Annotated in this window: 14 protein-coding genes and 1 pseudogene; 8 read left to right on the top strand and 7 right to left on the bottom strand. The window is 65.0% G+C overall.

From position 1 onward, the window contains the following. The first annotated feature begins 107 nt into the window (after positions 1-107). From OIE68_RS04030 to OIE68_RS04040, 3 genes are all read left to right on the top strand, one after another. A complete protein-coding gene (locus OIE68_RS04030) occupies positions 108-284 on the top strand; it encodes a hypothetical protein (RefSeq protein ID WP_327098058.1) in 177 nt (58 codons plus the stop codon). Between the two features lie 355 nt (positions 285-639). Further along, positions 640-1,293, top strand: coding sequence for a hypothetical protein (locus tag OIE68_RS04035; RefSeq protein WP_327098059.1), 654 nt, complete (start codon positions 640-642; stop codon positions 1,291-1,293). Positions 1,294-1,297: 4 nt separating this feature from the next. Then, entirely contained in the window at positions 1,298-1,699 is a 402-nt protein-coding gene (locus OIE68_RS04040) for a hypothetical protein (RefSeq protein ID WP_327098060.1), read from the top strand. A gap of 184 nt (positions 1,700-1,883) precedes the next feature. Here OIE68_RS04040 and OIE68_RS04045 read toward each other — a convergent pair whose 3' ends face one another. Beyond that, entirely contained in the window at positions 1,884-2,252 is a 369-nt protein-coding gene (locus tag OIE68_RS04045; protein ID WP_319753851.1) for a VOC family protein, read from the bottom strand. 63 nt (positions 2,253-2,315) lie between these two features. Here OIE68_RS04045 and OIE68_RS04050 point away from each other — a divergent pair, with 63 nt between their 5' ends. Further along, positions 2,316-2,774 (top strand): MarR family transcriptional regulator, encoded by a 459-nt coding sequence (locus OIE68_RS04050; RefSeq protein ID WP_327098061.1) that lies wholly within the window; start codon positions 2,316-2,318, stop codon positions 2,772-2,774. Positions 2,775-2,956: 182 nt separating this feature from the next. Beyond that, on the top strand, positions 2,957-3,451 hold the full coding sequence (locus OIE68_RS04055) for an amidase family protein (protein ID WP_327101564.1): 495 nt from the start codon (positions 2,957-2,959) through the stop codon (positions 3,449-3,451). 11 nt (positions 3,452-3,462) lie between these two features. Here OIE68_RS04055 and OIE68_RS04060 read toward each other — a convergent pair whose 3' ends face one another. The 4 genes from OIE68_RS04060 to OIE68_RS04075 are packed head-to-tail and all read right to left on the bottom strand — an operon-like array spanning position 3,463 to position 8,551. After that, positions 3,463-4,560: an MCE family protein gene (locus OIE68_RS04060; RefSeq protein WP_327098062.1), complete on the bottom strand. Its 1,098-nt coding sequence runs from the start codon at positions 4,558-4,560 to the stop codon at positions 3,463-3,465. 9 nt (positions 4,561-4,569) lie between these two features. After that, complete coding sequence (locus OIE68_RS04065) at positions 4,570-6,528, bottom strand: acetoacetate--CoA ligase (protein ID WP_327098063.1); 1,959 nt, start codon at positions 6,526-6,528, stop codon at positions 4,570-4,572. Then, positions 6,525-7,478: a cyclase family protein gene (locus OIE68_RS04070; protein ID WP_327098064.1), complete on the bottom strand. Its 954-nt coding sequence runs from the start codon at positions 7,476-7,478 to the stop codon at positions 6,525-6,527. Before OIE68_RS04070 ends, OIE68_RS04065 begins: the two co-directional genes overlap by 4 nt. Continuing rightward, positions 7,475-8,551, bottom strand: a complete 1,077-nt coding sequence (locus tag OIE68_RS04075; RefSeq protein WP_327098065.1) for an alpha/beta fold hydrolase — start codon at positions 8,549-8,551, stop codon at positions 7,475-7,477. The genes OIE68_RS04070 and OIE68_RS04075 overlap by 4 nt, the downstream gene beginning before the upstream one ends. 107 nt (positions 8,552-8,658) lie before the next feature. Between OIE68_RS04075 and OIE68_RS04080 the strand changes: the two genes are divergently transcribed. Next, positions 8,659-9,276, top strand: coding sequence for a TetR/AcrR family transcriptional regulator (locus OIE68_RS04080; protein WP_327098066.1), 618 nt, complete (start codon positions 8,659-8,661; stop codon positions 9,274-9,276). A gap of 90 nt (positions 9,277-9,366) precedes the next feature. Here the strand turns inward: OIE68_RS04080 and OIE68_RS04085 are convergent, their stop codons facing one another. After that, the gene (locus tag OIE68_RS04085) at positions 9,367-9,540 is read right to left on the bottom strand and encodes a hypothetical protein (protein ID WP_327098067.1); all 174 of its coding nucleotides are present in this window, start codon (positions 9,538-9,540) and stop codon (positions 9,367-9,369) included. Positions 9,541-9,561: 21 nt separating this feature from the next. Here OIE68_RS04085 and OIE68_RS04090 point away from each other — a divergent pair, with 21 nt between their 5' ends. Further along, complete coding sequence (locus OIE68_RS04090) at positions 9,562-10,740, top strand: alpha/beta hydrolase family protein (RefSeq protein ID WP_327098068.1); 1,179 nt, start codon at positions 9,562-9,564, stop codon at positions 10,738-10,740. 125 nt (positions 10,741-10,865) lie between these two features. Here the strand turns inward: OIE68_RS04090 and OIE68_RS04095 are convergent, their stop codons facing one another. Beyond that, positions 10,866-11,552 carry a site-specific integrase gene (locus tag OIE68_RS04095; RefSeq protein ID WP_419150671.1) on the bottom strand — a complete coding sequence of 229 codons (687 nt, stop codon included), beginning with the start codon at positions 11,550-11,552 and terminating at the stop codon, positions 10,866-10,868. Between the two features lie 240 nt (positions 11,553-11,792). Between OIE68_RS04095 and OIE68_RS04100 the strand changes: the two are divergent. Next, positions 11,793-11,987, top strand: a pseudogene (locus tag OIE68_RS04100) (IS3 family transposase); the annotation flags it as partial. Between the last annotated feature and the right edge of the window lie 406 nt (positions 11,988-12,393).

Raw genomic sequence — 12,393 nt, forward strand, 5'->3', positions numbered from 1 at the left:
GTCGTCCCGCTGCCTCCCGACCGAGCTCGAGGGCCACCGCAGATTCGGCGCGGTCCGCCCGTGTCCTCCGCGATGAGCAACTCGCGCCACTGAGGATCCCGGCACGGGTGCTGGGTGCATTGCTGATCTGCCTCGGCGTGGCGGCGCTACTGCCAATGCGGGGATGGCTGCACGACTACGGCGGCGAGCTTGTCATCGCCGCTTACCTGCAATACATGGCGATCGCGACCACCCTCGAGGTATGGGGTCTGCGCATGACCCGGAAAGGTCCACGCCGCAGGTGATACGCGCACGATGAGGCGCTTGGGCTCTTCACGTCAGAATTCGTCGATAGTCTCCCGAAAATGACCGATTGCAGAATTGGGTCAAGGCCGAGGGGCGCACGCTGGTTACTCCGAGATCGTCACCCCGGCCGACCAACTCTTCGTGGGGGGCGCCTGCGATGTCATCGGCTCCTGACCCACAACGACCTTCGTCCGCCCAGCCGTCGGGCCGCCGAATTCCCATGCACGGCAACCGTATCCAGAGTGCATGAGCACTTGAAGCCGTGACGCGGCACCCCCGCTTCCTTCTGTGGCCCGATACTCTGAGAGACGAGACTGACGTGGCATTCGACCAGGGAACGTTTAGCATTCCGGTATGCGCCGTCGGAGGTGGCTACGGGCCGCACTGTGTTTGGTCGTACTGAGCGCAGGCGGCTGTTTCGGGGCGGTCGAGCGCGGCGACTTCGAACAGGGTTTGCGAGCGCGGGGCGGGGGACTGGTGAACGGGTTGACGGATTCAGCGGTCACCGCGGTGCGAGAGTACTTGGGAACCGCTGATTTTCAGGCGAATGTCATTCTGCTGACCGCTCCGAATTCCATGTGGTTCCGCTTGGTGTTGTCCGATCAGCCGGACCAGGTGACTCGATTCTTCTCCGCGTGGCCGGATCCCACCACACGGCAGGCGGCCGTGCGATTGCGGGTGCGCGATCCGGACGGTTCCCGTCGGCTCGACGACTACTCGTTCACGCTCGGTGCGCTGAGCGCGCCACAGCCGGTGCGGGTTTCGGCGTTCGACGACATCGACAGCGAGGGCTTCATGGTCAGTGAGGTGCCGGGACTCGCGTATATCGAGGACATCGTCGATGCCGCCCTGGTTCGCAGCGAACTCGCCGACGGCCAGGTCACCGTGATCGTCGTGAGCCGCTTCGGCCGCGAGATCCGGATAATCGCGAACGTGAGCTCGCCGCGGACGGATATGGTCGCCGAGTTCGACCGCACCGGCGCGTTCCTTCGAATCCAGCAGGTGTGAGGCCATGGCGAGACTGCTCACCACCGCATTGTCGACCGGTGTCGGCGTCGGCATGTTCAGCACCGTGGTGCCGGGATCGATCTGGCCGGGTGAAGCGAAACTCACCGCGCCACTGTTCTGTTCGGCCCCCTACCGCGAACCCGTGGTGGTATCCGACACCTTCCACGACTCCGAGGGCACCTCGGTCAACTTCACCCTCTACTGTGTGACCGACCGTGGCGCGGTCACCGACGAGGGATTCATCCTCCCCTTCCTCGTCTTGATGGCGGTGCACATCGCGATCATCACCGCCGTTGCGTTCCTTGTCGGACTGTGGATCCGTCGCAGCACCTCGCCCCCGCCCGATCCCCAGACCACAGCATTCGAACCACTCACCTACGGACCACACGAGCCCGACCCCATCTGATAGCTCCGGCACTCCGGCTTGACACACCTCGGCAAGGCTGGCCATGACTGCCGAGCAGATCCGCCAAGCCCGCGCGATCCTCACCCGGCCGGAGGAAACGGTGGTCTCCGTCGCCCGGATTCTCGAGTCTCGGGCGCAACCGCGGTCTGCGGGGGGCGGTGATCGTCCGGTGGCTTTTGGCCTGTCAGGCGCGGTCGTGGAGAGTGACCTGGTAGCCGTCGGGGTCGGCGAAGGTGAATGTCCGACCGAAGGGGCCGTCGATCGGTGCGGAGACGATGGTGTGACCGTCGGCGACGAGAGCATCGTGAATGGCCTGGACGTCTGTGGCGTGGAGCCAGATCGCGGCACCGATGCCGGGCTGAGCAACGGATGCGAGATCGGTGCCGGGAACGACGTCGCGGAGTGCGAACGCGATCGGCTTCGTCTCGAAGACGACGGCGTGCGGAGGTCCGGTCTGCGAGCGGACGAGGCCGAGGTACTGCTCGTAGAACGCCTGCGAAGCGTCGAGGTCGCGCGCTTGGAGCGAGATGAAGTCGGGGCCGGTGGCGGGCATGATGATGCTCCTTCTTTTCGTGTCAGTTTTCTGACACGGGTCAATCTATGTCAGAATTCTGACATGAGTCAAGACGGTGTCGGCGTCGACCTGGAGACGTCATTGGGCTACCTGCTGAAAGAGGCGTCGAGCGCCCTCCGTGCAGCCATGGATGAGGTGCTGCGGCCGCTCGGGATGAGCGTGACGCACTACTCCTGCCTCGAGCTGCTGGCTCAACGACCGGGCTTGTCGAACTCCGAGCTGGCGCGGGGCGCGTTCGTGACCCGGCAGACGATGAACGTGCTGCTCCAGGCCCTGGAACGAGACGGCTACGTGACCAGGCCCGCGGAGGCACCCGTCGGGAAGGTCCTTCCCACGCGGCTCACGCCTCGCGGCCGACGGAGCCTCGAGAAGGCGACCGTAGCGGTCCGGTCCGTCGAGGTCAGAATGCTGGCCGGCATGACCGAGGCCGAGCAGTCAGACGCGTTCCGGATCCTGCGGAGCATGATCCATTCCCTGCGTGATGGCAACGACGGTGCATAGCTCGTTCCCCGGCGCACGTCTCGCCGCGCCCGGATAGGAGTGCAGCCGAGCATGAAAATCCGTGCAGGCAACGGGGGTTGAGGGACAGTCGCCCGAGATCCGGAGCTAAGGAGTTCCGGCACCCCGTCGAACCGACAGAACCCGAGTGAGAACATTCGCGCGGAATCCGGCGCTAAGGAGTTATCAAGGAGTCCTACAACACCGCCGGGCTGCCCACGACCTGGGGCATGCCAGCGCAGCGGGACTATGTGCCGGCTGAGGACGCGCTACAGGTGTCGCGGTTGAAGGCCGCGGGCGCGGTGCTGCTCGGTAAGACCAATGTGCCGTTGATGTTGCGAGATATCCAGAGCTTCAACGAGATCTACGGCACCACCAACAATCCGTGGGATCACGGCCGCACCTCGGGTGGGTCCTCCGGCGGTTCGGCGGCGGCCCTGGCGGCCGGATTCGGTGCGCTGTCCATCGGCTCCGACCTCGCCGGTTCGCTGCGCACCCCCGCGCATTTCTGCGGCGTCTACGCACACAAGCCGACACTCGGGCTGGCGCCGACCCGCGGAACACCGCGATGCCCAGCGGGGTCTCCGACCATGCGGGCAGGCTCCTGGGATGGGCGAATTCCGGATCCGGCGCCGGCTGTGGCCCGTGGATTCTGCTGTGTGGGCGAGAGGCACCTGTGATGGCTGTGGTGTCATGGTCGGCAGACTGCCGATTGGGCGTTGCCGCCGATCTGGGGGATCAGTCCGCGCGGGAGCAGGACGTCGTAGAGGGAGATGTCGAGCCTGCACAGGTAGGCGTTGCCGTAGGCGCCGTCTTGGGAGACCATTCCGAGGCGACTCACGAGATCCGGGAAGTCGATGGCGGCTTCGTCGAGGCGGGCGCCGTTGCCCAGGAGCATTGTCAGTGCGTTGGTGGTGGCTGGTTGCGCGGTCACGATCTTGGGTTGGATGTGGTCGAGCATCCTTACCATCGACTCGGTTGCGCCCGCGATCTGCTCGGTGGACTGTTGCAGCGCCTGGCCTTGGTCATGGAGTCCACCGATGAGGCTTCGTGTTTGGGTGACAAGGGTTTCCAGTTCGTCGCCGCGTTTGGCCAGCGCGCTCATGGTGGCGCTGAGGTTGGTGATGATGTCGGACAGGATCGCGTCGCGGCGCTGAAAGTCGGTGGCAAGTGCCGCGGCTTGGGTGATGAACGAGCTCATCGATATGCCGTCGCCCTGTAGTGCCTGGATGAAGGTTTCGGAGAGGCGGTTGACTTGTTCGGGTGCGAGGATCTGGAACAACGGCTGGAATCCGTTGAGCAGTCCAGAAATATCGAAAGATGGTTCGGTGTGTTCGACCGGAATCGAGTCTCTGTTGTTCAATCGTCGCGGGCTGTGGCCTTTGTCAGGGGTCAGTGCCACATACCGTTGTCCGATCAGGTTCTGGTAGCGCACAAGTGCTTTGGTGTCGTCGTATCGCGGCTGGTTGCGTTGCACGATGAAGGTCACGTAGGCGTGGTTGTGCTTGTCCAAGCCGATGGTGTCGACCTTCCCGACCCGTACTCCGGCCATCCGGACGTCGTCGCCGGGTCGTAGGCCCAGCACGTCGGAAAATGTGGCGGAATAGGTGTAGGTGTCACCCGGTACGGTTCGGGCCAACGTATTCCACACCAATGCGGTCGTCACGATCGAGGCCAGGGCGAACAGGCTGAATCCCAAGAATGGTCTGCCTTGTCGGCGCAACGAGTCGGTGACCGCGGTGCCGTAGTGAATAAAGCCTCTGTTGTCGGCTTCGGCGGGAACTGTCATGTCAGCGCCTCACCGAGTCAACAGAGATGGGCGGTAGAAGGTGAGGCTGTCCGGGTTGGCCAGGGTGCCGGGGCTGGTGATGGCGGCCGGGTTCGCGCCTTGGAGTAGCCGTTTGACCGGTACCTCGAGTTTCTTTCCGGTTCGGGTATAGGGGATTTCGGGGGCGATGATGACGCGATCGGGCACCTGTCGCGGTGACAGGCCGGCGCGCAGGGTGTCGGTGGCCAACTTATGAACGTGGTCAGTGGGTTGGTCGGGCTCGGCGGGCACGACGAACAAAATGAGTTGGCCGTGGCCGCTATTCGGATCGTCGAGGTGGACGACGAGGCTGTCGCTGATTTCGGGCAGCGCGCCGAGCACCGCGTAGAATTCAGCGGTGCCCAGCCGGACCCCGTCGCGATTGAGGGTGGCGTCGGAGCGTCCGCTGATCACCGCTGACCCGCGCGCGGTGATGGTGACCCAGTCGCCTTGGCGCCAGATGCCGGGATAGGTGTCGAACCACGTCGAGCGATACCGTGATCCATCGGTGTCGTTGTACAGCGCCACCGGCATCGCGGGGACAGGGCCGGTGATCACAAGTTCGCCGTCGACGTCCACGACCGGATTTCCCTGTGCGTCAAACGAATCGACCGGTATGCCGAGAGCGCGACAGGACATCTCGCCCGTCCATACGGGAGTCATCGGGGAGCAGCCGGTCAGGATCGAGCAGACGTCGGTACCGCCGCTGACCGAGCCGAGCAGCACGCGCGGGTCGAGGTGGTCGTAGACCCAGGCGTATCCATCGGGAGGCAGGGGTGATCCGGTCGAGCCGATGAACCGCAACGCACTCAGATCACCGAGTTCGCCGGGGTCGAGCCCGGCGGCGCGGCAGCCCATGAGGAACGCCGCATTCACACCGAAATGCGTGATCGCGTCGTCAGCGGCCAGCCGCCACAACGTGGTGCGGTCCGGATGGGTGGGGTTGCCGTCGAACAGAACGATGGTGGCGCCGCGCAGCAGTCCGGACACGACGGTGTTCCACATCATCCAGCCGGTAGTGGTGTACCAGAACAGTCGGTCGCCAGCTGTGACGTCCAGGTGCAGGGCACCGTCTTTGAGGTGGGTCAACAGCATGCCGCCGTGGCCGTGCACGATCGGCTTGGGCAGCCCGGTGGTGCCCGAGGAGTACAGCACGTACAAGGGGTGATCGAAGGGGACGCGATCGAACTCCAGCGGCGCTGGCTGGTGGAGTAGTGCGTCCCAGGACAGCATGTCGACCGGCGTGGTGTCCTCGAAGATCGAGGACACCAGCACGGTCGTGGTCACCGACGGCAGGCCTGCGCGCAGCACGGCGTGTTCGGAGCGCAGGTCGATGGTTTTGTCGCCGAAGGTGTAGCCGTCGATGACGAGCAGCACGGTCGGCTCGATCTGGCCGAAACGGTCGGTGACGGCGCGGGTGCCGAACTCCGGCGGGCAGGAGGACCAGACGGCGCCGAGGCTGGCGGTGGCCAGGAACGCGATGACGGTCTCGGGGATGTTGGGCAGGTACGCGGCGACTCGGTCGCCGCGGCGCACCCCGAGGCCGAGCAGTCCGGCGCGGGCGCGAGCGACTTGGTCGCGCAGCTGCCCGTAGGTGAATTGCTCTGGTGCAGTGTCGTGTTGGTTGTGCGCGATCACCGCGAGCGCGTTATCGGGCCGGTCGTGGGTCAGGGCGTGTTCGGCGTAGTTGAGCAGCGTGTTGGGAAACCAGGTGGCGCCCGGCATGGACCGATCTGCGAGCACGAGGTGTCGGTCGCCGTCGGCTCGGATGTCGAAGAACCGCCAGATCGAGGACCAGAACCGGTCGGGGTCCGCGACAGACCAGTCCCACAGCTGCTGATAATCGACGGGCCCGTCGAGCTGGCCGTCGGCGCCGAGCCAGGCAACATAGCGGCCGATCTCGGTAGTGTCGATGTCGTGGGGCTCCCACAGCACGGACGGGGCGCTCATCGGATCGCCACCGCCGATACCGGGGAGCCGACCGCGCCGGTGATGGGCAGCGGTGAGGCCGCGAGCATGAACTCATAGCGGCCGTCGGCCGCACAGGCCGCCGACAATGCGTCCAGATCGAACATCTCGCCCATCGCGATGCCCATGTGCACGAGTGCGACCTGATGTAAGGGTTGGAAGGCGTCGATCTCGTTGGGTCGTACTTCAACCCCCCAGGTGTCGGTTGCCACCGCGGAGATGTCGTGTTCGTAGAGCCAGGGGGCGGTATGCAGGGACAAACCCGGTGCCGCCCCGCCCGCGTAGTCGCCCCAGTCCCCGCGGCGCACGCTCAGCTGGCCGGTCCGTACGATCAGCGCGTCACCGGGTCGCACGGTGCAGTGTTGTGCGGTGAGGGCGTCCTCGAGGTCATCGACGGTGATCGCATAACCGGGGTCGAGGCTGGCGACCCGCCGTCGCACCGGCAGGTCGACCAGGACGGCGCGCATCACCATCCGGTCGCTCCAGTGCTGGATCCCGTTGCGTGCGGCACCGTTCGAGGTGTGTTCGGCCGCGCTGTAGCCGTTCCACATTTTGCCTTTGCGGAAGATGTGGGACAGGGCATCCCATTGGGTGCCACACTGGGTGCCCATGACGATCATGTCGTCGGAGAAGCCGAAACCACCGATAGGACCGAACGGGGCCAGGATCTTGTCCTGAGCTCCGGCCAGGTGGTCAGTGCCGGTCGCGGTGGTGACCAGTTGCGGGTTGGAGCGCAGCCCACCTGGCTGTGGCCCGGCCTGATCGTAGGGCAGGGTCAGCGAGATGACCTCGCCGTCGCGGATCAGCGCCGCGGCGGCGCGTACCTGCTCGGGACCGACGAGGTTCATCGCCCCGAGTTGGTCGTCGGCACCCCATCGGCCCCACCGGCTGAAGCGGGCGATGTAGTCGTCGAGAATCTCGGTGCCGGTCACTGATGCGCCCCCGCCGAGAGGGCGCTGAGGGTGCGGCCGAGCCAGTCGCTCATTACCTGAAGCGCCTCGGGCATTTTGGATACCGCGCAGTGTCCGGTATCGGGGATGAGGTGGCTGCGGGTGTCGCGGCGCCCCTGGAACACCTGCGTGTCGTGGCGTGGTACGTGCACATCGTCGGCACCGTTGAGGACCAGCATCGGCGAGTTGATGTCCTGGTCGAGCAGCGAGCGCAGCGAGAAGGCGCCGAATCGTGTGGCCTGCTCATCAGCGGTGGGCTCTCGGTCGAAGCCCAGGGCGTTGCCGACGATGCCACCCATACCGAAAGCACCTGCCCCGCGCTTGTCGAACGCTTCTTCGACTGGCCCGCCCAGCACGATGGCCGCGTCGACCTCCCCAGCCAACCCGGACCGCGCCGAGTAGTACCCGCCCATCGAGACACCGATATGCGCGACGACACCATTGCCGAGGGTTCGAGCGTGTCCGATGAGGCCGCGAACGATTTCCGCGCCGCCGTCCGGGGTCATCGGCACGACGGACTCGCCGGTCCCGGCAATATCGAAGGACAGCACCCGAACACGCATGGTCGCGGCGAAGAACACCAGCAGCGTGTGCACATCCATCTTCCAGCCATCCACACCACCACTGGCGATCACCACCGGCGCATTCGTCGTATCCAAGCCGGGCGGGGTCAGGATGTGCACCGGCACGGGCGTGGTCTCGCCCTGGTACGCCACGTCGAGGATCTGTCGCTGGAAGTCGACTCCGAAACCCGGCGCCGCAAGCAGGTACTGCTCGAGCTGCCGGGTCAGCGCGGTGCGTTTGGCGTCATCGGCGAGAGTGGGGAACTTGGCCCATCCGTATGCCAGCGAGGCGAGCTGATGCGAGCCCGCCTTCGCATACCGGGAAGCGAGCTCGGACCACTCGTACACCCAGCCGCCGGGCGCGTCGACCCACATATCGGTGATCGCGGCCCGCACCGCGTCCACGTCGGACTCGGGCAGCCCAAGGCTGACCATCTGCGGATAACGCTCGCCGAACAACGCCTGCGCGTCCAACGACCATTGATACGACATCGCGACTCCTTTGACACCCGTCAGCATTAACGCAAGTACCCTGCGTTTGCAGAACGGTACGACACTCGCCACGGTTAACGCAAGGCTGCTGCATTAACATGGATGGAGTGAGCGAAGGACAAGTACGGCGCCGCACCGGCGGCCGGTCCGCCCGAGTCCGCCAAGCCGTGCTGGACGCCACCCTGCAGGCGATGGCAGAGCACGGCCCCGACGCGGTCAGCGTCGCCGAGGTCGCTCGGCAGGCGGGGGTGCACGAGACGTCGATCTATCGCCGGTGGGGCACCCGTGAGCAGCTGATTCTCGACGCCCTGCTGAGCTACAGTCAGCAACAACTCCCCGTTCCCGACACCGGAACGCTGCGCGAGGACCTGGTGACCTTCGCGCACTCGGTGGCGCACTATCTGGCCGGCTCCCTCGGCAAGGCGCTGACCCGGTCGATGGCCGTCTCCGGCGATGACCCGGTACTTGCCGCCAATCGTGCCCAGTTCTGGCAGTCGCGACTCGACCTGGCTCGCGTCATGATCGACCGCGCCGTCGCCCGCGGCGAACTGCCCGAGGACACCGACGCGGCGGCGGCCCTCGAACTGCTGATCGCGCCATTGCACTTCCGGGCACTGCTCACCCGGCAATCCATCGACGATCGCCATGTCCGGCAGCTGGTCGACGCGTTGCTTCATGGATTGCTCGGCAGTCGGCAAGTTGCGCAACAGCTCGGCAGCACTTAAAGCAAGCAACTTGCCTTAAGCTTTTCGGCAGGCTACGGTCGACAACGCAATTCTCCTGCGTTTACGCTGCCGCGCCCCTTCCGGGAACACTCAGCGACCAAAGCGCACGAAACCGGAATCGAGGCATGCCATGACTGGACGCAGTTTCGCACGCAAGCTGTTCACCAGCACATGCGCGCTCACCCACGCCACCGAACCTGCCGCGAAAAGGCTGGGTTCGGCGTTCTTTCTGCCCGCGTTGCCTTCGTAGACCGATTCACCCATCTGGGCGGGATCGACACACAGTTGTTCACCGAACAACTGGACCGTTGCCGTTCGTTCCGTGACGAGCGATGGGCAGGCCACTGGCAACAGATCGCCGCGGACCACGCGAACGTCGCTGACGCGGCGTTGGCTCAGCTCGGAGGTCCGAGCGTCAAAGAACTGCTCACCGGTGGCGTCGATATCGTGGCGCTGGGCGAGTTGCTGGCGCCTGCGGTGTCCATCCTGTCCGAGCGCGGAGCAGTGGCCACACCTGATGCTGTGGCCGAATTCTGCCGAACCAACAACGGCGTCGGAGAACAAGCGGCGATAGCGGTGGATGCCCTGATCAAGGTCATCACCTACAAGTTCGCCGCCGCCTGGCCGGGCTGGACACCACATCGCCTCGAAGCCCACAGCGAGTCGCGGCGACTCTGCGAGGTGCTCACCGAAGCGCTGGCCTCGGCGATGGACGTGCGGATCGAACATATCGACATCCCGGTACCCGGCGGCGACGTCGTCCACGGCACCGCGGTGTTCCCCCTCGACGCCGAGAACTCGCCAATGGCGTTGTTGTCCAACGGTCTCGAGGGCACGGTGGCCGAATTGCTGCTACCTGCGTTGTCCTATCGTCCGGCCGGGATGGGCTTGTTCATCATGGAGATGCCCGGCACCTACACCTACCGGCAGCCCCTCGCCGCGGATGCCGATCAGGTGTATCTCGCGGTCGTCGACCGGCTCGCCGCGGACCGCCGCGTCGACGCCGATCGCATCGGCATGCTCGGACTCAGCTTCGGCGCGTACTGGTCCACCCGCATGGCCGCCACCGACCCGCGCCTGCGCGCCGTCGTCTCCAACGGCGCACCGACACACCGCACGTTCCAACCCGCCGGCAACCTCGGTGTACCCGAGATCATCATCTGGACGCTGGCGCATGCGACGCAGGCCCGCAACACCGTGGACTTGACCAGGAAGCTGAATGCCCTGTCGCTGAAGGACCGCTACCACACGATCACCACCCCGCTGCTGGTGATCAACGGCGAAACCGACACCCTCGTCAGTACCCAAGACTCGATCGACATCGCCACCCACGCGCCCAACGCCCTGCTGAAGCTCTACCCGGGCGACGACCACTGCGCGATGGCACACGCACCGGAATGGTTCGAACTGTCCATGCGCTTCCTGGCCGACCACCTGACCCACGACACCACCACCAACAGCTGACCGAGTGGGCAACTGGCCAGTGACGGTGCCGGACCAGCTCCGGTGACCGACTGAGCCACCGCCATCATGCACAGGTCCACACGCACGCTCAACGGCATCAACGAGCAGTCCGCTAGATCAACTGGTCACGTCGTGGTGGCAAGAGCGGTTCGACGGGCTGTCAGCGTGCGGCTGACGACTTCCGGAAATGTAGGTGCCGCGAGGAAGATGGTCGTGGCGCGGCGGACTCGGTCATCGAGCTGAGCCAGCTTGTCGTTCGCTGCGGCAAGGCTGACTCGCAGTCCCTTGGCCTCGCCGAGCCATCCTTCCTGCTCAGCCTCGGCGACGCGCAGAGTGAGATTGTCTCGGATCTGTTCCAGCCGGCCGCGCTGCACTGGGTCGACCCGCAGGACGGGGCAACGGATGCAGCTGTGCTCATGCTGGCAGGTCGTTCCGTATGCGCGGCCGCATTCGCCGAGTGCGACCTTGCGGCGTTCGAAATGGCCTAGGAATTCGTCCCATTCGGCGTCGGTCGGCACGCGGTATTCTTCGCTGGGCCGCAGTGCGCGGCGACGTGCGATGAAGGCACGATGGCCGTTGATGGCTTCTTCGGGATAGACGGCCTTGTAGCCCATGGTTGTGGTTATTTCCCTGTGCCCCAACAACGTTTGAGCGATGTGCGGTGGCATGCCGTTGAGGATGGCTTCGGTGGTGAAGATGCGTCGCAGGTCGTGGGGCTGCCTGGTGGCGTGGGCCGGGTCGGTGGCCGCACGCGTGGGCAATGGATCGGTGACCGCCTGTGCATGAGAAGCCGCTGTCGCAGTCGAGAGCAACTCGCGTGCATAACTATCAGCTGCATGGTGTTGGGCCAAGCTCGGGAAAACTCGAAAGGTTCAGCCTGCGAATGAAGTTGACAAGGCTCACTCATGCCGGTGGTCGGTGGTGGGTACGGAACCTATTGAGAGGGTGGCTGACTACTACGCTGTTGCCGCGGCCCGCGAACAGGAGTGTCGGATCCAGGCTCACGCTGGGGCGTTGGAGGTATCCAGGGACCCCTTGGGCGTTCTTGGTCCAAAACCGAGCTGATCAAGCCCCGCGGTCCGTGGCGCAGCGTCGACCACGTCGAACTGGCCACCGCCGAGTGGGTCGACTGGTTCAACCATCGGCGCCTCTATCGGTACTGCGGCGACATGCCGCCGATCGAGATGGAGGCCGCCCACTACGCTCAACAACCAGACAGGCAACCCGCCGGGCTGTCACACCAATAAGTCTCCGGACTCGCCGGGACGGCTCAGCCTGGTTGCGTGGGCATTGGCACATCGAGAACCGAGTGCACTGCGTCCGCGATGTCACCTGTCGACGAGGATCGGTGCCGGGTCCGCACCGGCGCCCGAGCGCAAGTGATGGCCACCTTGCGAAACACAACGATCGGTCTGTTACGCATAAGCGGCCATCACAAACATCGCCCACGGTCTTCGCCGCTACCGCTCCTACCTGCACCAACGACCCTTAGAACTGCTCAAGAGGTGCTAAAGGGACTTTGCCGGGCCCCTGCCGCTTATCGCAGTTCTCCCGGGCCTGATGGTCCAGGGAGACGCTCGTTCGCACGTGCCAATACGTCGACGGCAATATCTCACCGTCAAGTAATTGCTTAGCACAAGTAACATATGTATA

Source organism: Nocardia vinacea (genome assembly GCF_035920345.1).
GTDB lineage: Bacteria > Actinomycetota > Actinomycetes > Mycobacteriales > Mycobacteriaceae > Nocardia > Nocardia vinacea_A.

Bases quoted from the DNA above. Each gene is read 5' to 3' on its own strand.
- OIE68_RS04040 (WP_327098060.1), top strand. From the start codon at position 1,298: ATGGCGAGACTGCTCACCACCGCATTGTCGACCGGTGTCGGCGTCGGC.
- OIE68_RS04085 (WP_327098067.1), bottom strand. From the start codon at position 9,540: ATGGGTGAATCGGTCTACGAAGGCAACGCGGGCAGAAAGAACGCCGAA.
- OIE68_RS04075 (WP_327098065.1), bottom strand. From the start codon at position 8,551: ATGTCGTATCAATGGTCGTTGGACGCGCAGGCGTTGTTCGGCGAGCGT.
- OIE68_RS04035 (WP_327098059.1), top strand. From the start codon at position 640: ATGCGCCGTCGGAGGTGGCTACGGGCCGCACTGTGTTTGGTCGTACTG.
- OIE68_RS04060 (WP_327098062.1), bottom strand. From the start codon at position 4,560: ATGACAGTTCCCGCCGAAGCCGACAACAGAGGCTTTATTCACTACGGC.
- OIE68_RS04065 (WP_327098063.1), bottom strand. From the start codon at position 6,528: ATGAGCGCCCCGTCCGTGCTGTGGGAGCCCCACGACATCGACACTACC.
- OIE68_RS04045 (WP_319753851.1), bottom strand. From the start codon at position 2,252: ATGCCCGCCACCGGCCCCGACTTCATCTCGCTCCAAGCGCGCGACCTC.
- OIE68_RS04050 (WP_327098061.1), top strand. From the start codon at position 2,316: ATGAGTCAAGACGGTGTCGGCGTCGACCTGGAGACGTCATTGGGCTAC.